Origin of the sequence: Micromonospora pisi, assembly GCF_003633685.1 — a bacterium.
In the GTDB taxonomy this organism is placed as follows: Bacteria; Actinomycetota; Actinomycetes; order Mycobacteriales; family Micromonosporaceae; genus Micromonospora_G; species Micromonospora_G pisi.
Map to the genome: position 1 here is coordinate 223,406 of NZ_RBKT01000001.1, position 19,535 is coordinate 242,940.

At 69.5% G+C, this 19,535-nt stretch carries 15 protein-coding genes; 13 read left to right on the forward strand and 2 right to left on the reverse strand.

Going from position 1 to position 19,535, the window contains the following annotated elements; translation table 11 throughout:
• The first annotated feature begins 85 nt into the window (after positions 1 to 85).
• The 13 genes from BDK92_RS00935 to BDK92_RS00995 all read left to right on the forward strand — a co-directional run bounded on the left by BDK92_RS00935 (position 86) and on the right by BDK92_RS00995 (position 16,593).
• Positions 86 to 811, forward strand: coding sequence for an amino acid ABC transporter ATP-binding protein (locus tag BDK92_RS00935; protein WP_121161449.1), 726 nt, complete (start codon positions 86 to 88; stop codon positions 809 to 811).
• Between the two features lie 30 nt (positions 812 to 841).
• Positions 842 to 1,747: a transporter substrate-binding domain-containing protein gene (locus tag BDK92_RS00940; protein WP_147456870.1), complete on the forward strand. Its 906-nt coding sequence runs from the start codon at positions 842 to 844 to the stop codon at positions 1,745 to 1,747.
• Positions 1,748 to 1,751: 4 nt separating this feature from the next.
• The gene (locus BDK92_RS00945; protein ID WP_121153682.1) at positions 1,752 to 2,432 is read left to right on the forward strand and encodes an amino acid ABC transporter permease; all 681 of its coding nucleotides are present in this window, start codon (positions 1,752 to 1,754) and stop codon (positions 2,430 to 2,432) included.
• Positions 2,432 to 3,088, forward strand: coding sequence for an amino acid ABC transporter permease (locus BDK92_RS00950; protein ID WP_121153684.1), 657 nt, complete (start codon positions 2,432 to 2,434; stop codon positions 3,086 to 3,088). The genes BDK92_RS00945 and BDK92_RS00950 overlap by 1 nt, the downstream gene beginning before the upstream one ends.
• A gap of 60 nt (positions 3,089 to 3,148) precedes the next feature.
• Positions 3,149 to 3,862 (forward strand): VOC family protein, encoded by a 714-nt coding sequence (locus BDK92_RS00955; RefSeq protein WP_342775796.1) that lies wholly within the window; start codon positions 3,149 to 3,151, stop codon positions 3,860 to 3,862.
• 84 nt (positions 3,863 to 3,946) lie between these two features.
• A complete protein-coding gene (gene ligD / locus BDK92_RS00960) occupies positions 3,947 to 4,924 on the forward strand; it encodes a non-homologous end-joining DNA ligase (protein ID WP_246016707.1) in 978 nt (325 codons plus the stop codon).
• A gap of 890 nt (positions 4,925 to 5,814) precedes the next feature.
• The gene (locus tag BDK92_RS00965) at positions 5,815 to 6,009 is read left to right on the forward strand and encodes a helix-turn-helix transcriptional regulator (RefSeq protein ID WP_211348996.1); all 195 of its coding nucleotides are present in this window, start codon (positions 5,815 to 5,817) and stop codon (positions 6,007 to 6,009) included.
• Between the two features lie 208 nt (positions 6,010 to 6,217).
• Positions 6,218 to 6,955, forward strand: coding sequence for a VOC family protein (locus BDK92_RS00970; RefSeq protein WP_121153692.1), 738 nt, complete (start codon positions 6,218 to 6,220; stop codon positions 6,953 to 6,955).
• A gap of 546 nt (positions 6,956 to 7,501) precedes the next feature.
• Entirely contained in the window at positions 7,502 to 11,896 is a 4,395-nt protein-coding gene (locus BDK92_RS00975) for a S8 family serine peptidase (protein ID WP_425462204.1), read from the forward strand.
• Positions 11,897 to 12,064: 168 nt separating this feature from the next.
• On the forward strand, positions 12,065 to 14,467 hold the full coding sequence (locus tag BDK92_RS00980; RefSeq protein WP_121153696.1) for a PEP/pyruvate-binding domain-containing protein: 2,403 nt from the start codon (positions 12,065 to 12,067) through the stop codon (positions 14,465 to 14,467).
• Between the two features lie 78 nt (positions 14,468 to 14,545).
• Positions 14,546 to 15,271, forward strand: a complete 726-nt coding sequence (locus BDK92_RS00985; RefSeq protein WP_121153698.1) for a hypothetical protein — start codon at positions 14,546 to 14,548, stop codon at positions 15,269 to 15,271.
• A gap of 113 nt (positions 15,272 to 15,384) precedes the next feature.
• The gene (locus BDK92_RS00990) at positions 15,385 to 15,966 is read left to right on the forward strand and encodes a TetR/AcrR family transcriptional regulator (RefSeq protein ID WP_121153700.1); all 582 of its coding nucleotides are present in this window, start codon (positions 15,385 to 15,387) and stop codon (positions 15,964 to 15,966) included.
• Between the two features lie 24 nt (positions 15,967 to 15,990).
• The gene (locus BDK92_RS00995; RefSeq protein WP_246016709.1) at positions 15,991 to 16,593 is read left to right on the forward strand and encodes a cadmium resistance transporter; all 603 of its coding nucleotides are present in this window, start codon (positions 15,991 to 15,993) and stop codon (positions 16,591 to 16,593) included.
• A gap of 67 nt (positions 16,594 to 16,660) precedes the next feature.
• Here BDK92_RS00995 and BDK92_RS01000 read toward each other — a convergent pair whose 3' ends face one another.
• Positions 16,661 to 18,376 carry a pectate lyase family protein gene (locus BDK92_RS01000; protein ID WP_121153704.1) on the reverse strand — a complete coding sequence of 572 codons (1,716 nt, stop codon included), beginning with the start codon at positions 18,374 to 18,376 and terminating at the stop codon, positions 16,661 to 16,663.
• 239 nt (positions 18,377 to 18,615) lie between these two features.
• Positions 18,616 to 19,524 carry an FHA domain-containing protein gene (locus BDK92_RS01005; RefSeq protein ID WP_121153706.1) on the reverse strand — a complete coding sequence of 303 codons (909 nt, stop codon included), beginning with the start codon at positions 19,522 to 19,524 and terminating at the stop codon, positions 18,616 to 18,618.
• Between the last annotated feature and the right edge of the window lie 11 nt (positions 19,525 to 19,535).

Below are 19,535 nucleotides of genomic sequence, written 5' to 3' on the forward strand. Positions count from 1 at the left end.
ACTAAGCCGATCTGTGAAGGAGGTTGGTGTGGATCCCGACGACGGAGACCGGACCGGGCGCGGAGCCCCGGCGGCCACCTCCCCCATGGTCGAGCTGCGCGGCGTACGCAAGGCGTTCGGCGACCTGGAGGTCCTCAAGGGCGTGGACCTTACCGTCGACCGGGGCGAGGTGGTAGCCATCATCGGCCCCTCCGGCGGCGGCAAGAGCACCCTGCTGCGCTGCGTCAACCTGCTCGAACCCGTCACCGCCGGGCAGGTCTTCCTCGAGTCGGAGGACCTGACCGCGCCCGGAGTCGACCTCAACCGGGTACGCCGCCGGATCGGCATGGTCTTCCAACAGTTCAACCTGTTCCCGCACCTGACCGCCCTCGACAACCTCACCCTGGCGCCCCGCAAGCTGTTGCGTACGCCCAGGGCCGAAGCCGAGGAGCGTGCCCGTACGCTGCTCGACCGGGTCGGGCTCGCCGACAAGGCCGGGGCGTACCCCCGGCAGCTCTCCGGCGGTCAGCAGCAACGGGTCGCGATCGCCCGGGCCCTGATGATGGACCCGCACGTGATGCTCTTCGACGAGGTGACCTCGGCCCTGGACCCGGAACTGGTCAGCGAGGTCCTCGACGTGATGCGCGACCTCGCCCGGTCCGGGATGACGATGCTCTGCGTCACCCACGAGATGGGCTTCGCCCGCGAACTCGGCGACCGTCTGGTGTTCGTGGACGGCGGTGTCATCGCCGAGCAGGGGCGGCCGGCCGACGTGCTGGACCACCCCGAGCAGGAACGTACCCGTCAGTTTCTCCGCAAGGTCTTGAGATAGCCCACCGTGGGTGGGCAGGAGGAGTTCGCGATGAGATCACGTATTGGTTTGGTTCTGCTCGCCGTCGCCCTGGCTCTCACCACCGGTTGCGGTGCCACCGGTGGCGACGGCGGAGCCGATGACGCTCCCGCCGGCGCGCCCGTCGACGTCGGCGCGCCGTTGCCGGGCAACGTCCAGGACAAGGGCAAGCTGGCGATCGGCGTCAAGTGCGACTATCCGCCCTTCGGCTACATCGACGAGGCCGCGAAGAACGCCGGCTTCGAGATCGACGTGGCGCGCAAGCTGGCGAGCTACGCCTTCGGTGACGCCGACAACGTGGAGCTGACCTGCGTCACCGGGGCCAACCGGGTCTCCTTCCTCACCACCAACCGGATCGACCTGATCATCGCGACGATGAACTACACCAAGGAACGCGCGGAGACCATCGACTTCACCACGCCGTACTTCTCCAGCGGGGTGAAGCTGCTGGTGCCGAAGGACTCCCCGATCACCTCGTTCGCCGACCTCACCGGCAAGTCGGTGATCAGCACCAACGGTGCCACCGCCAGCCTCTGGCTGACCCAGTGCATGAAGGACGCCAAGCAGGTGCTCTTCGGCCAGACGAGCGAGGCCCTCACCGCGCTCAAGCAGGAACGCGGGGCAGCGCTGGCCCAGGACGACACCCTGCTGCTCGACCTGGCGGCGAAGAACCCAGACCTGAAGGTGGTCGGGGAGGGCAAGGCCGGCAGCCCGTGGGGAATGGGCGTACGCAAGGGCGACACCGCCATGCTCGAATGGGTCAACGCGGCGCTCAAGAAGATGCAGACCGACGAGTTCTTCTGGACCGAGTTCCAGAAGACCGTCACCGACCCCACCCTGCAACAGCAGTTCGCCAAGTTCGTCCCACGCCCCGGCAACGACCTGAGCTACCCGACCGGGTCCACCCTGGTCTGCTGACGACATGACAAGCGCCGATGGCTACCGCTTCGACCCCGGCTTCCTCGTCGACCATCTCGGCGAGTTGGGCGGCGGTCTGCTCCGTACGGTCGAGATCAGCGTCATCGGCATGGCCGGGGCCCTCGTGGTCGGCGCGCTGCTCGGCGCCGTCTCCGCGTTCCGGGTCCCGGTCGCGCACCAACTCGTCCGGGCGTACGTGGAGGTGTTCCGCAACACCCCGCTGCTGGTGCAGATCTTCTTCCTCTACTTCGCGCTGCCCGAGGTCGGGCTCCGGCTCGACGCCTTCACCGTCGGCTGGCTCGCCCTGCTGCTCTGGGGCGGCGCGTACAACGTGGAGAACTTCCGGGCCGGCTTCGAGGCGGTCGAGAACGGGTACGTCGAAGCCTGCCGGGCACTCGGCTTCTCCCGTACGGCCGCCTTCCGCCAGGTCGCGTTCCCGCTCGGCTGGCGGATCGCCCTGCCGTCGGTCACCAACACCCAGATATCGGTCTTCAAGAACTCGTCATTCATGATCGCGATCAGTTATCCGGAGCTGACCGAGACGGCGGTCAACATCGTCGCCGTCTCGTTCCGGGTCTTCGAGATGTTCCTCGCCATCGGCGTCATCTACCTGGGGCTGGTGTGGCTCATGTCGTGGGGCACCAGGGCCGTCGAACGCCACTACGCCATCCCGGGAGGACACTGATGCCGGCCTGGGTACCGCCGGTCGCGACCTACCTCGCCACCGGCCTACGCACGACCGCGTTGCTCGCCGCGATCAGCATCGGGGCGAGCATCGCGATCGGCGTGCTGCTCGGCACGCTGCTGACCCTGCCGAGCCGGCTGGTACGCGCCGTGATCCGGGCGTACGTGGAGATCTGGCGTGGGCTGCCGATCATCATCATCCTGTTCTTCATCTTCTTCGTCCTGCCGATCATCGGCCTGACGGTGGAGACCTTCACCGCCGCCGCGATCGGCTTGAGCCTCTGGGGCAGCGCCAACATGGCGGAGGTGGTCCGTGGGGCGGTGCAGTCGGTGCCCCGGGGCCAGACCGAGGCGGCAGCCGCGCTGGGACTGCCCTGGCCGGCCCGCATGCGGTACGTCATCCTGCCCCAGGCCACCCGACGCGCCCTGCCACCGCTCATCGGCCTGGTCGTCAACCTCACCCAGCAGACCTCGCTGGCTGCGGTGATCGGCCTGCTCGACATCCTCGAAGCGGCCCAGCGCTCGATCGAACGTCTCACCCTCACCGGTGGCGACACCCACGCGGTGCCCATCCTCGGTGGCGTACTCGTGGTCTTCTTCGTCATCTGTCTGCCACTCACCATGCTGTCCCGGTGGCTGGAGCGCAGGCTCCACTGACCGGCCCCGGCCCGGCTGGCACGCCCGTTTCTGTCGCAGGTCGGCGGCAGGATGGCGGGCATGACTGTGACTGGCCGCCTGGAACTCGTAGCACTCGACGCACCGGACGTCGCGAAACTCGCCTCGTTCTACGCCGCGCTGACCGGCTGGGAGGTGGTCCGTAAGGAGGTCGACTGGATCACGATACGGACCGGGGACGGCCAGGAGGTCGCGTTCCAGCACGCTCCCGACCATCTCGCACCCCGCTGGCCCGGTCAGGATCTGCCGCAGCAGTTCCACCTCGACCTGCTGGTCGACGGGCACGAAGCGGCGGCAGAACGGGCCATCGGCCTCGGCGCCACCCGGCTGGCCGCCGGCCCGAGCTGGATCACCCTGGCGGACCCGGCCGGCCACCCCTTCGACCTCTGCCACAGGGACGGCGTCGGCCCGGAGATGGGCCTGTACGCGGTGACGATCGACGCGCCCGACGCGCCCGCGCTGGCCCGCTTCTACGCCGACCTCCTGGGCATGGAGGTCACCTACGACGGGCCGGAGGGGGCGCTCATCGCCGGCGACGGCAGGAGCGTGATGTTCCAACCGGTCGCCGACTACACGGCGCCGAGGTGGCCCGATCCGGCGTACCCGCAGCAGGCACACCTTGACATCACCGTCGACGACCTCGACGCGGGCGAGGCACGGGCGCGTGAGCTGGGTGCGTCCCGGCACGACGGTGGCGGCGAACGGTTCCGGGTCTTCGCCGACCCGGCCGGGCACCCGTTCTGCCTCACCATCTGAACGGGCGGGAGCCCGGCGCGGGAGAGGGCCGCCAGTTGCCGCAAAGGCGCCCCGGGCGGGCGAGAACTGGACCATGCTCAGACGGTGGGCGCGACGGGGGCGACGGCGCTGATCCCGCCGATGCTGGCGGTCGCCGGTGAGCTGCCGGCCGAGGCGGGCTGGGCGTACGAGTTCAAGTGGGACGGCGTACGCGCGGTCGCGTACGCCGAGCGCAACGGCCGGCTGCGGCTGTTCTCCCGTAACGACCGGGACATCACCTCGGCGTACCCGGAGATCGCGGTGCTGCCGTCGCTGCTCGGTGGACGCGGCGGTGTGCTGGACGGCGAGTTGGTCACCCTGGACCAGCGGGGCGCACCGAGCTTCTCGGCGTTGCAGCGCCGCATGCACGTACGGGCACCGGGCGCGTCCCTGATCGCGTCCACTCCGGTGCGGTACGTGGTCTTCGACCTGTTGCGGCTGGACCGGACCCGGTTGCTCGACCGGCCGTGGTCGCAGCGCCGGGCCGCGTTGGAGGAGCTCGGGCTGGCAGGGGAACAGGTGAACGTCTCCCCGGTGTTCGACCGCGACCCGGACTCGGTGCTGGCGGTCGCCCGGGAGCGTGGCCTCGAGGGAGTCGTCTCGAAACGGGTCGAGTCCGAATACCAGCCCGGCCGCCGATCTCCGTCCTGGCGCAAGACCGCGCTGATCCAGACGACCGAGGTGCTGGTCGCCGGGTACAAGCCCGGTGCCGGCCGGCGGTCGGGCCTGGTCGGCTCGCTACTTCTCGGGATCCACGAGCCGGCTGGGCTGGTCTACGTCGGTGGTGTCGGTACCGGGTTCACCGACGCGATGCTGGAGGACCTCGGGCAGCGTCTGCGGCGTCTGGAACGGGACCGACCACCGTTCGCCGCACCGGTGCCGACAGCGGAGGCGAAGAACGCTCGCTGGGTCGAACCGACACTCGTCGGCGAGGTGGTCTACCGGACGGTCACCCCGGACGGGCGGCTGCGGCACGCGTCCTGGCGTGGTTTGCGGCCCGATCGGAACCCGGACGAGGTCAGCCGCCCGTCGACCGCCGCCTGAACGCGTGGGTCGCGAGGACGACATCAGCCAGGGTCTCTTTGTTCCTCAGGATCTAGATACCTGGATTTCCCGTGACCTTGACCCGGAAGGTGTTCACCCGCGCCTTTGCCGTTGCTGCTTCTACCCGGCTCGCCCAGCTGGGCTCGTACGGATCATCCAGAAGTTCCAACACCACTCATGCCCGAACGAATCTCACACACGCGGGAGCGATACACACGCGACACAGACCACGAACCGGCCAGTGCTCCCGAACAACCTTCCTGGCTTTGAGTTGGACGATCCTGGTTCTCTGCTCCGAACTCAGCGGCATTACCACTCTCCGGGTTTGGTGAGAGCTTCCGCCTTCTTCAGCTCCGGGCATCCGTCGTCCGCGCACGAGGCGCATTTCTTTCCGTCCTCGTGCTGACCGACGACCCTGAGGGCCTTCTTCACCGTCTCGTACGCCGAACCCGTCACGAAGGCTCTCCCATCTGCCGCAGAAAATCGACAGCACGATCCAGGTATTCACAGCCAGACCAGGAACAGAACAGACACACGGGCTTCCAGAATTTGGCTCGTGCGTGGCGAGCAACCTCTTTCCTGGCAATAGCGACAAGTTCCCTGTCGGTCAGAGTCGCCCGCACAGGTTCCCGTCGACCAGGTCGAAAGGCAGGCACGTAACCGAAGTTAGGGGCTTTCTTGTGCCTACCTTCAAAAACTAGGACAGAACCAGCACCGTAAAACTTGATCTCCCCGCTCTTCGCAGTGAACCACGACCACCGCAAGCTCAGCTCTCCCGTCTCCCGCAGGGGCTAGTCAGAAGCCTAGACGATACACGACTAGTACGCACGCCTAGTAGATGCTCGACCAGTTGGCACAGGACTAGCCGACACGTGCCTAGCGTCTGCGGCATGGCAAAGCTCAGGCTGATGGGCTCGCAGGAGATCAGGGATGCGCTTGGAGGCATCTCGCGTCAGCGCGTGTACCAGATAACCCAGCGCAGAGACTTTCCTGAGCCCGTAGCGCAGCTTGGCATGGGCAACGTCTGGCTTGCCGAGGATGTTGAAGCGTGGATCAAGGAGCACAGGTCATCTCTGGATGACTAGCACGAGATCGTCATGTCCCTATAAGTCATGGTTGTTCCACAAGGAAGCAGCCTGGATGCGGGCAGGATCGCGGTAACCCAGAGGAGCGGTCGACCACCGGACCACCGGCGAGGCGACCGGCCGACCATAACGTTGGTGGGAAAGTTGGTCCTGTTCGGCGACGGTATCTGCGGCTGTCGTTGCGGAGTGGGCACATAGGATCGCTGGCATGGCACTGCGACCTGTTCAGGTGAACATCAAGGCTCTTGATCACTGGGCGGTCGGCCGGTTCTGGGCGGAGGCGCTCGGCTGGGGTGTCTACAGCGGCGGGACGACCTACGTTGGACCCGTCGGCGGCTTCGTCTGGCCGGACCCGGTCGCCGTCTGCATCGACGTCGTTGCCGTCCCGGAACCCAAGACGACAACAAAGAACCGTACGCACCTCGATCTCGCCACCACCTCTGCGGCCCATCGGGCGGAGTTGGTCGCGCACCTGAAGGCACTCGGTGCGACGCCCGCCCAGGTTGGCCAGGACAGAGTGCCGTGGACGGTCCTCGCCGACCCGGAGGGCAACGAGTTCTGCGTGCTGGAGCCTCGGGAGATCTACCGGGACACCGGGCCGATCGCCCGGGTGGTGGTCGACTCTGCGGATCCGCAGGCCATGGCCCGGTTCTGGGGTGAGGCGATGGACTGGACCCTGCACGAGGTGACTGACGACCATGCAGTTTTGCGCTCCGCCAAGGGTGTCGGCCCGTATCTCGAGTTCCTCCGCACGCCCGGCGTGAAGAACGTGCCGGACCGCGTCCATCTTGACCTGCTGCCGTACCCAGGTGACGACAAAGCAGCGGAGGTGGCCCGGTTGCGGACCCTCGGCGCCACCGACCTCGACCTCGGCCAGGGCGACGTTCCGTGGACGTGCCTGGCCGACCCGGAGGGCCACGAGTTCTGCGTCCTCGCCCTGTCCTGACGCCCTGGATCCTGACCAGCGAGCGCCCCGGGTACGGCAACGTACGTCGGTGAACGTCTACCGGGGCCAGGAGCACGGTGGACCTGAGGCAGTCGTGTCGGGCGCGTTGCCAGAAACGCGCCTCACTACGACGGTCGCTGTGCGTCTACATTGGCGTGTCGGCTGACCTCCGCTCGCGGTCCCCGTGGCGCGGTCCGCCACGGCGACCCGGATTCGCGGTGCGGGCAATCCACGCAGCTCACTCCCCCGAACCGGATGCTCGTGCACGTGTCGAGGAAGTCGGAGTGCCATTTGCAGCGGGGGGCCACCCGTCCGTACGAGTGGTGACCCACCGTACGGATGACTAGTTTCAGCCCATTATCTGCCCGAATGCTGCCCGCCAACATGTCTTGATCAGCAACAGTGATCCACTCACCATGATCGAGGTCGTCGCGGAGCACCCATCGATCACCGGGGAGCGCTCCCACTCGACTGGTGGCACCGGACATCCCGGCGCCGCCCATCGGTGCTCCCAGTTGCGCGGGCACCGATAAGTGGGGAGGAAGAATGTCAGCACGACAATCGCATCGGGGCGGGGGCCGGTTCATGCTCCGGTCCTCGGTCGCCATCCTGGCGACCGTCGCCCTCGGTGCAACGGCGCAGCCCGCGCTCGCGGCACCCGCCGCGCCCAGCGCCACGGTGGAAGCCGGCGTGTTCAAGGAAATCAGCAGCAAGGGCAGCACCACCTTCATGGTGTTCCTGCGCGAGCAGGCCAAACTGGACGGCGCGGCGCGGCTGCGCGACGCCGACGCCAAGGCCACCGAGGTGCACCGGCAGCTCACCGGCACCGCCGACCGGACCCAGGCCGGACTCCGCGCCGATCTGGACGCGAAGAAGGCGACGTACACCCCGTACTGGATCGCCAACGCCCTACGGGTGGTGGGTGACAAGGCCCTGGTCGACTCGATCGCCGCCCGTCCCGAGGTGGCCCGGATCGAGCCGGTGAAGTACTACCCCCTGATCACGCCGACGCCGAGCAAGACGACGGCTGCGGCGAACCCGGCCGGGGTCGAGTGGGGCCTGACCAACATCGGGGCACCCCGGGTCTGGTCCGAGTACGACGACCGTGGCGAGGGCATCGTCATCGCCAACATCGACTCCGGGGTCCAGTACGACCACCCGGCACTGGTCGGCAAGTACCGTGGCAACAAGGGTGACGGCACCTTCGACCACAACTACAACTGGTTCGACCCGGCGAACGTCTGCGGCGGTCCCACACCCTGCGACAACTCCGGCCACGGCACCCACACGATGGGCACCATGGTCGGCGACGACGGCAACGGCAACCAGACCGGTGTCGCCCCCGGCGCCAAGTGGATCGCCGCCAAGGGCTGCGAGACCAACAGCTGCTCCGACACCTCCCTGCTCGCCTCCGGCCAGTGGATGCTCGCGCCGACCGACGCCAACGGCCAGAACCCCCGGCCCGACCTGCGTCCGGACATCGTGAACAACTCCTGGGGCGGTGGCAGCGGCGACTCGTGGTACGAGCAGACCATCACCGCCTGGCGGGCGGCCGGCATCTTCCCCGCCTTCGCCTCCGGCAACACGCTCGGCGGAGCACCCTGCGGCTCGGCGAGCTCGCCCGGTGACAACGTTCCCGCGTACGCCGTGGGGGCGTACGACGTCAACAACGTCATCGCGGACTTCTCCAACCGGGGACCGACAGTCGACGGGCGTACCAAGCCGGAGATCGCGGCACCGGGCGTCAGCATCCGCTCCAGCGTCCCGGGCAACGGGTACGAGAGCTGGGACGGCACCTCGATGGCAACCCCGCACCTCTCCGGCGCGGTCGCGTTGATCTGGTCGGCGGCGACGAGCCTGCGTGGTGACATCAGCGCCACCGAGGCACTGCTCGCCCAGACCGCCACCGACACCGAGGCGCTCGCCTGCGGTGGCACCATCGCCAACAACAACATCTTCGGCGAGGGCCGGCTCAACGCGTACCAGGCGGTCACCGCCGCTCCGCGCGGATCGGTCGGCCAGGTCACGGGCACGGTCACCAACAGCGACACCGGTGCCGGCGTGGCCGGCGTGACCATCGCCGCCGGGGCCCGGAGCGTCACCACCGGCGCCGACGGCACCTACTCGCTGACGCTCTCGGTCGGCGAGCAGACGCTGACCTTCAGCGCCTACGGGTACGCCACCCAGACCGTCACCCTCACGGTCGCCGAGGGCGGATCGGTCACGAAGAACATCGCCCTCGTCGAGACCCCGCCGGTGACCGTCACCGGTAAGGTCACCGACGGTTCCGGCCACGGCTGGCCGCTCTACGCCTCGATCGAGGTCGCCGGCCGACCGGGTGCGCCGATCTTCACCGACCCGACCACCGGCGCCTACTCCTTCACCGTGCCGGGCAACAGCAGCTACAGGCTGACCACCACCGCCCGCTACCAGGGCTACCAGAAGGTCACCACCGAGCTGAACCTCGGCACCGCCGCGACGACCGCGAACATCGCGGTGCCGGTCGAGGAGGCCTGCACCGCGGCGGGTTACTCCGCCACCCTGAGCGCACCGCTGCTGTCCCAGAGCTTCGACGGCGACACCGCACCGGAGGGCTGGTCGGTGAAGAGCCGCACCGACGGTGGCAGCTGGTCGTTCAAGAACGAGGGTGGTCGGAGCAACCTGACCGGTGGCAGCGGCAACTTCGCCGTCATCGACAGCGACCACGCCGGTCGTGACGCCACGCAGGACAGCGACCTGGTGACGCCCGCGATCGACCTGACCGGGATGCGCGCGCCGCAACTGAGGTTCAAGGCGGACCGCTACTCGACCGGTGGCGACAACACCTTCGACGTCGAGGTCAGCAGCGACGGCGGCGAGAACTGGATCAACGTCCGGCACGACTTCAACAGCCGGCGTGGCCCGGCCGCCGAGGAGGTGCTGCTCACCCCGGTCGCCAACAAGGCCAACGTCCAGCTCCGGTTCCGGTACCAGGGTGCGTACGACTGGTGGTGGCAGGTCGACGACGTTCAGGTGATCAACCGAAGCTGCAACCCGGTCCCGGGCGGCCTGGTCACCGGCTTCACCACCGACGTCAACACCGGTACGGCGGTCAACGACGTCACCGTTACCAGTGTGGACCAGCCGCAGGACAAGGGCGTGTCGGCGGCGACGCCGGACGACCCGAACCTCTCCGACGGGTTCTACTGGTTCTTCTCCGGCCTGACCGGCGCGCACTCGTTCAGCGCGAGCAAGTCGCCGTACCCGTCGCAGGCGAAGACCGTCACCGTGACGCCGAACGGCGTCAAGAAGGCGGACTTCGCCCTGAAGGCCGGTCGGCTGACCGTGGACTCGACCAACGTCGAGTCGCACCAGCCGTACGGCAGCACCCGCACCACCACGGTGACGGTCAAGAACACCGGAACCGCGCCGGCGAACGTCGAACTGCTGGAGCGGTCCGGTGATTTCGAACTGCTCTCCCTGCCGGGCGCGGCGTTGACCGAACGCCGGATGAAGGGGCTGTCGGCGGCGATGACGGTGACCCCGTACCCGGGCGTCGCCGGTGGACCGGCCGCGGCCGGTCCGACCGCCGACGGGGCGTGGAAGCAGATCGCCGACCTGCCGTCGGAGATCTTCGACAACGCCGCCGCGACGGTGGACGGCAGGGTCTACTCGTTCGGCGGTGCGAACGGCAGCGGCAACGAGCGGAAGGCCTGGGTCTACCAGCCGGAGACCAACACCTGGGGTGCCCTGCCGGCGCTGCCGACCGGGCGGGCGAAGCCCTCGGCCGTCGCGGTCGACGGCAAGATCTACCTCATCGGTGGCTGGGCCACCGGCGGCACCCCGGTCGCCTCGGTCGACGTCTACGACCCGACGGCCAACGCCTGGAGCACGGTTGCCGGGGCGACCAACCCGGCGCCGCGCGCGGCGGCCGGCGCGGCCGTGGTCGGCGGCAAGGTCCACCTGATCGGTGGCTGCGCCAGCAGCAACTGCGCGGGGTCGGACGACGTGGTCGTCTTCGACCCGGCGACGGGTGGATTCAGCCTCGGCGCGAAGTACCCGCACACGGTGGCGTGGATGTCCTGTGGTGGCATCGGCGGCAGCGCGTACTGCGCGGGTGGCACGAGCGGTGGCACCTCGTACAAGGACGCGTTCTCGTACGACCCGAAGAGCGACTCCTGGTCCGCGCTGCCGGACATGCCGATCGACCTGTGGGGCTCGCAGTTCGCCACCGCGGGTGGTCTGCTGGTGATCGCGGGTGGGGTGACCGGCAACTCGTCCGGGCTCACCAACCGGACGCTGGCCTACAACCCGGCCGGACGGGCCTGGGAGGACCTGCCGAACGTCGGGTTCCCCGTCTACCGGGGCGCGCTGGCGTGCGGTACGTACAAGCTGGGCGGCTCGCCGAACCCGGGCGAAGCCAGCAAGCAGGCCGAACAGCTCGGTGGGCTCGGCGAGTGTGAGGCGGGCGACGCCCCCTGGCTCGCCACGACGCCGGGCACGTTCACGCTGGCTCCGGGTGCCACCAAGAAGGTGACGCTGACCCTGACCGCCACCGCGGAAACGGGGATCGACCAGCCGGGCGCGTACCACACCGACCTGGTCCTGCGTTCGGACACCCCGTACGCGGTGCCGGCGGTCAACGTGGAGCTGAACGTCTCGGCGCCGAACGGCTGGGGCAAGATCCAGGGTACGGTCACCGGCCTGAGCTGCGACGGGAGGCGTGTCCCGGTCAAGGCGACGGTCCGGCTGAACCTCGCCGACGGCGGCTACACCCTGACCGCCGATGGCCAGGGGCACTACACGTACTGGCTGCCGAGGGGCAAGTACCAGGTGATCGTCGCCAAGGACGGCTGGGTCCCCGAGGTCGTCCAGCAGCAGATCCAGCCCGGCTTCGTGTCGACGCTGGACATCACCCTTGATCCGGTCACCGCCTGCGACGCGCGCGTGGGCGGGATCTGATCTTCGCTGATACCGGTGGCCGTCGACCCGCAGGGGTCGGCGGCCACCGCCGTTCCCGGACCCGCTCGCCCAGGTCAGGCAGGTCACCCCCTCACATTGCAACTGCATTGCCAAACGAGGTACGGTAGAGAGGCAATGCAGTTGTATTGGAACCGGGGAGGGTCACCGATGCTCGTGATCGAGTTGTCCGAGACGACCGCCGACATGATCGACCTGGTGGGCGGCAAGGCGGCCGGCCTGGGGGAGCTGATCCGCCGGGGCGAAGAGGTGCCGCCGGGGTTCTGTGTCACCACCGAGGCCCACCGGCTCGGCGTGGTCCCCCGGGACGAAGTCCTCGACGCGTACGAGCGGCTCGGCTCCGGTCCGGTCGCGGTGCGGTCCAGCGCGACCACTGAGGATCTGCCCGAGGCGAGTTTCGCCGGACAGCAGGAGACCTTCCTGAACGTCACCGGCGCCGCCGAGCTGATCGCCGCGATCGGCAAGTGCTGGGACTCACTGCACAGCGACCGCGCGGTCGCCTACCGCGACGCACACGGCATCCCAGCCGAGGCGGCGCGAATGGCCGTCGTCGTACAGCGGATGGTCACCCCCGAGGTGGCCGGGGTGATGTTCACCGCGAACCCGTTGACCGGCTCCCGTGCCGAGATGATGGTCGACGCCGCACCGGGTCTGGGCACGGCCGTGGTCGATGGTGCCGCCGTCGTGGACCACTACCTGCTCGACGGTTCGGCCCAGGACGACAAGGGCTGCCTCAACCCGGCCCAGCTGGCCCGGCTGCGGGCGGTGGGTGAACGGCTCCAGGACCACTTCGGCTGCCCGCAGGACGTGGAGTGGGCGATCGACGCGCAGGGCACCCTCTGGTTGCTGCAGTCGCGGCCGATCACCACGCTCTTCCCCCTGCCACCGGCGACCGACCGGCCCCTCCCCCGCGTCTACCTGGAATTCGGCCACGTGCAGGGGATGCGGCAACCGGTCACACCGATGGGGATGTCCAGCCTGCGGGCGCTGATCGTGGCGATGACCGCCGCGATCGGGCTCCGGGTCGACATCGTCGACATCGGTGGACGCCTCTACGGCGACCTGAGCGACCTGGCCCGGCACAAGTCAGCCCGGAAGCGGCTGGTCAAACTCATGGCGGTCGACTTCGGCCCTCGGGCCCAGGAGGCGATGCGGCACGTCCTGGCCGACCCACGCTTCGCGCCAGGGCAGGATTCACCGGGACGAGCGGGTGGGGCGACGGCACCATCGCTGCGGACCGCCGGACGCGCGGTGGTCGGCATCGTACGGGCACTGGCCCGCCCGGACGCCGCACGGCAGCGGATGTTCGACGCGATCGAACAGCTACGGGACCGCTCCGCCGCACCGGAAGGGCTGCGGAGCACTGCCGAGCGACTGCGGTTCGTGCAGGCACACGAGTCGAACGACAGCTCCGACGAGATCGTCTGGCCGATCGTGGCCGGCATGCTCGCGGCCTCCCTTCCGGAGCACCTGTTGCGGGGCATCGCCGACCCCGGCGAGATCCACACGGTACTGGGCGGGATGCCGCACAACGTCACCATCGAGATGGACCTGGCCCTGTGGCGACTCGCCCAGGCTGCCGGTGAGCACCGTCAACTGCTGCTCGACACCGCACCCGACGCGCTGGCCACGCGCTACGCCAGCGGGACGCTACCCGACATCGGGCTGACGGCCTTCCTCGACACCTACGGCCACCGTGGCGCCGCCGAGGTCGACCTCGGCGTGCCGCGCTGGGCGGAGGACCCGGCCCCGGTCTTCGCCGCCATCGCCAACTACCTGCGGGTCACCGACCCGCAGCAGGCACCCGACCAGCGATTCGCCCGCGCCGCCGCGACAGCCGAGAAGACCCTCGACTCACTCGTCGTGCGGGCCCGCCGCCGCCGGCCGGTACGGGGCCGGCTCGCCGGTTTCCTGCTGCGCCGGGCGCGGGAGCTTGCGGGTCTGCGGGAGGCGGGAAAGTTCGCCGGCCTGTACCCGCTGCGGGAGATGCGGCGGCAGCTGCTGCTCATCGGCGCCGACCTGACCGACGCCGGCCTGCTGGCGCAGCCGGGCGACATCATGTTCCTGACCCTCGACGAGGTGGAGGCGGTCGTGCACGAGCGCGCCGACCACCGGGCGACGATCATCGCCCGCAGGGCGGTGCACCAGCGGGAACTACGCCGGGCGTCGGTGCCGGTGGCGCTGCTCTCCGACGGCACCGACGTGGAGTCCATCCTGCCGGCGGCACCGGCCGCAGACGGCGTCCTCAAGGGCGTGGGGGCGGCGGCGGGGCGGGCGACCGGCCCGGCCAGGGTCATCCACGACCCGGCCACCGCCCACATCGAACCCGGCGAGATCCTGGTCACCGCGACCACCGACCCCGGCTGGACCCCGCTGTTCCTCACCGCCGCCGGGCTGGTCACCGAGACCGGCGCGATCATGGCCCACGGCCCGACGGTCGCCCGCGAGTACGGCATCCCTGCGGTCATCTGCGTCCCCGGCGCCACCCGCAGGATCTCCACCGGACAGATCGTCACCGTGGACGCCGCCACCGGCACCGTCACCCTCAACTGACCGGTGGCACCGGCCCGGCCGACCCGCCACCGCCGTTCCACCAGAGTCCCTTCCCCGCCAGCCACTGTGAGGACGACGATGAACGACCCGACCGGACGTACCGGCTCGATGCTGCGGCGCGCCCTGGCGACCGAGGGTGCGATGTGGCGCAGCCTGTACCTGTGGATGCGCCGCCGGCCCCTTTCCCTCGCCCCGGGCGACGAACCCTACGGCTACCTCGGGGTGGTCAAGCCGATCCTCGGTGTCTTCATCGGTCTCTCGGTCGTCGAGATCCCGATCTTCGACCTGATCGTCACGCACGTGGTGCCGTGGCAGCCGGCCCGCTGGATCGTGCTGGTACTCGGCGTCTGGGGTGTGCTCTGGATGATCGGCCTGTTCGCGAGCATGAAGCTCAACCCGCACATCGTCGGCGAGTCCGGTGTCCGCGTACGGGTGGCTGCGGGCATCGACTTCACGATCCCGTGGGAGCGGATCGACACGGTGGGCAAGGCCTACCGCTCCCTGCCCTCCGGCAAGTCCGTGCAGGTCGAAGAGGTGGGTGAGCGCAGGGTGTTGCAGATCGTGGTCGGCAGCCAGACCAGCGTCGACGTACGGTTGCGTCAGCCGACGACCTTCGAGCTGCCGAAGGGCCGGACCGACCCGGTCGACGAGGTCCGCATCTACGCCGACGACCCCGACGGCTTCTTCCAGCAGGCGCGCACCCGGCTGGCGCCCGCCACCGTCTCCGTCGCCGGTGCGCCCGGGCGGACACGGGCCGCCGGCACGCCGCTCCCGCGCGCCGACCGGAGCGCGTCGACCACCTGACGATCCACACGACACGGCGCGCCCTATACCGTCTGGTGGATCCTCCCCACCGGGAGCAGGAAGCGGATCATCAGCACGTATCGATATCACCGCACTACGAAAGCGTCGATGCCATGCCGAAGAAGGTCGACCGCCAGGAGCGACGTACGCTCATCGCCGACGCGTTGATGCGGGTCGCCGCGGACCAGGGCCTGGAGGCGGTCAGCCTGCGCCACGTCGCGGCGGCGGCCGGCGTCTCATCGGGCATGGTGCAGCACTACTTCCGCACCAAGGACGAGATGATGGCGTTCGCGCTGGACGTGGTCCGCGACCGTAACCAGGTCCGGGTCACCGAGGCGCTCGCGCGGCTGGGCGAGCAACCCCCGCCGAGGCTGCTGCTGCGCACCATGATCGCCACCCTGCTCCCGCTCGACGAGCACACCCGCGCCGACGGACGGGTGGCGCTGGCCTTCCTTGCCTACACCGCGGTACGGCCGGCGGCCGCCTCCGCCCTGCGCGAGGAGACCGCGCAACTGGTCGGCTTCATCGCCGGTCTCCTTCCCGGTCGGAACCCCGACGCCGACGCGGCCGGCCTGCTGGCCCTGATGGAGGGGCTGGGGGTCTACCTGCTCGGCGGCCAGTACACGGCCGAACAGGCGCTGGGCGCGTTGGACGCCCAACTCGACCTGCTCTTCGGCTCGTCGGCGCGGGCCTGACCGGCGGCCCCTAGACTGCCCGCCGTGGCTGATCTCATCGGCACGACCGCGACGGCGGCGGGTGTGTTCGCCGGCACGAACATCGACGACATCATCGTGCTGACCGTGCTGTTCCTCTCCGCGAGAGCGACCGGCAAACCCCGCCCCTGGCAGATCTGGGTCGGCCAGTACGCCGGGATCGGCCTCCTCGTCGCCATCTCCACGGTGGCCGCCCTCGGCCTGACGATCGTGCCGGACCGGTGGGTCGGCCTGCTCGGTCTGGTGCCCTTCGCCCTCGGCCTCCGGGGCCTGGTCGCGGCGGTCCGGTCCGGCGACGCGTCGCCACCGGCGGTGGCGACCGGAGCGGTGGCGGTCGCCGGGGTGACCATCGCCAACGGCGCGGACAACCTCTCCGTCTACACCCCGCTCTTCCGTACCGTGGGCGTGACGGAAAGTCTGATCACGGTGGCGGTCTTCGCCGTCGGTGTGGCGCTCTGGTGTCTCGCCGGCTCGTGGTTGGGTTCGCACCACAGGGTCGTCGAGGTCGTGGAGAGGTTCGGGCACTGGATCGTTCCCGTTGTGTTCCTGCTCCTCGGCGCGATCATCGTCGTCGAGTCCGGCGTCCTCAACCGCCTGACCGGCTGGTAGCCCGCTCGGACCTCCCCCTGCCCACCTCGCGGCCGGAGGAGGCCCTGATCGTGCGAGCCGGTCGCCGCTACGGGACGATGTCGGCCCCGCTGACCCCGGCGCCGGCAGCCGGTGGGCTGGCCGAGGCCGACCCGGCCGAATAGCTGTACGGCGGCGGAGCGACACTTCCGTCGGCGCGGAGCCAGTCCTCCATCGTCTTACCGCTGTCGTTGGCCCGGGTGATGGTGGCCGGGTCGTAGAAGTTGCTCCCGGTCCAGGTGAGCCGGGCGTTGCCGAAGTCCTCGGTGATGGTCTTCGCGCCCGCGACGTAGTTGCTCTCGGCATAGATCCTGCCCTCGACGCCGAGGCCGATGAAGTAGTCGTCGACGCTGACGTGGTTGGCGAAGACGTGCGCGTACCCGAACCGGACCCGGGGATGACGGGTGTTCGAGCCGTCGAACCAGTTGTGGTGGTACGTGACGCGCAGGTAGCCGGTGTCCTGGGCCGCGTTGCTGTCGCTGTGGCCGAGCAGCATCGACTTGTCGGTGCCGGCGTACCGGTTGTAGGAGACCGTCGCGAGGTCCGACCCGCGCTTGATGTCCACCGAGCCGTCGTTGGCCGGGTGGAAGGTGTTGTGGTCGATCCACACGTGGTGGGAGTAGCACTGCACGTTGACCGAGTCGTCGGCCGAGTTCCGGAACGACAGATTACGGATGATCACATTTTGTACGGGCGTGAAGCGGTCCCGCTCCGCCGGGTCGCAGAGGTCCCCGCCCCAGGCGACCTCTTCCGGGCCCCACCCGTTGACGTCGAGGCCGAAACCGCTGATCGTCGCCGTCGAGCCGATGCCGATGATGGTCTTGTTCGAGCCGACGTCCAGCATCGGATCACCGTTACCGTTGATCGTTCCCGACACCCGCACGATTCTGGGTACGTCATCGGCCACCGCCGCCGCCAACTGCGCGTACGTGCTGGCGGTCACCGTCGCGCCACCGGCTCCGCCGCTCGTGCCGGTACGGCCGTACCCGCTGAGGGTCGCGAAGCCCACCAGCCCGGTCGCGTTCCCCGGACCGCCGGTCGGCGGTGGCGTGGGCGTCGCCGTGGCGGTCGAAGTCGGAGTGGGCGTGGCGGTACGGGTGGGCGTGGGTGGCGTGGTGGTCGGTGGTGCCGTACCGCCGGTGGTCACCAGCACGTCGTCGAAGGACGCCGACGCGTACTGGGTCTGCAACCCGATCCGTCCCGCGGCCGACACGGAACTGGAGCCCGAGGCGAACTGCGTACCGTCGATCGATCCGGTGACGGTGGAGCCGTTGGTGGTGAGGGAGAGCGTGTACCAGGTGCCGTTCGAGACGGTCCGTGAGGAAGCGCCGAGCACGGTGACCGTACCGCCCCCGACGGCCTGCAGTTCCGCCCGGCCCGGCAGCAGGGCCAGCCGGTAGAAGACGGTCGCCCCGGCGGCCCGGGACAGCAGGCCGACCAGGCCGTTCGATCCGAGGCTCACCGGTTTCACCCTGGCCTGGACGGTGTAGTCGGTGAGGCTGGTGGAGGCGTTGAAGAGTCGGGCGTTCTCAGCGTCCGTCCTGGACTGGTGGGCGACACGTGAGCCGTCGTCGGATACGGACCAGGTGCCGCCCGACTTGGACCAGCCGCTGATCGCACCGTCCTGGAAATCGGCGCTGAACACGGTGGCGGCGCTGGCCGCCGGCGCGGTGAGGGTGGCGGCGACGGTCATCACCACGACCGCACCGGCGAGCAACGGCCAGGTGGAACCGAACGTGGGGCGCGACAAGGCGCGTACACCCATGGTGGACCTCCCTGAGGGGTGCCGGGCGCTTCGCGTACGGGTCTGTACCCCGGAGCGCCGAGCAGGCGAAGAGATGCGCGAACTTGCGGACGGACTACCGACGGCGGCACGAGGAGCGGGCCCGGTCGGGCGAACCGGCGGGACGGGCAGTCGCAAGGAAAGCGCTTTCCTAAGCCAGGATGGTAACGGGGACACCGAAACACGTCAATGCGTCCCCGGTGCCTGCGCGCGTACGCGTCTCAGTGCGGCAGCGGGCCCACTCGCAGGGTGATCCGCGTCCAGGCCCCGAGTCGGATCTGGTCCCCGTCGCGGAGCGGCACCGGGGTCTCCGGCTCGATCGGCTCGACGCTGTCGTTGACGTACGTACGGTTCGCCGAGCGCAGGTCCACCACCGCCCAGGACCCGTCCGGTTGCCCGATCAACAGCGCGTGCAGGTGTGAGACCGCCGGATCCTCCGGGGGTCCGGCCAGGTCGATCTCCGGATAGATGCCCCGGGACCGGCTACGGCGACCGATCACCACCTGGGCCGACCCGAGGGGAAACCGGCGCTCCGGACAGAACCTCGGGAACGCGATGTCGGGATCGGCACCGTGTTCGGACTCGATCCGGTCGAAGTACGTCCGGTCGGCGGCGACGACCACGTGCCACGCCCCGTCCGCCGCATCGTGCCCGTCGACAGTCTCCGCTGCCGGTCGCGGCGGCCGTGACGGGGCCAGGTGGTTCGGGACCATGTGCCGCTCATCGGCGGGTGGCCGGCCCGAGGACGACGGGCCGGCCAACGACGAATCGGGCGACGCCTGGCCGGCTGACGAAGGATCGGCCGAGGACGGATGCCCACCTGCGGTCGCGCCGGGCAGCGCCGTACCGGAGATCGCCTCGCCCTGCGCGGCCGGGTCGGTCGCCGGCCGGGCCGGCACCGCGAACGCGTCGAAGCCGCAGCGCTCGCAGAACCGCCCGTCCATCGGGTTCGCGCAGTCCGGACAGACCGACGGCCCGGTACGCGGCCCAGGCGCCTGCTCGCGACCCTCCCCCTCGGTCCCCACCGCCCCGGATCGCGCCGCGCCGGGCGGGGCTCCCCCGATGGCCACACCACACACGTCGCAGTAGTCGTCGAGATCGGACTCGTGGCCCCGGGGGCAGAGCGGCATGACGCGCCTCC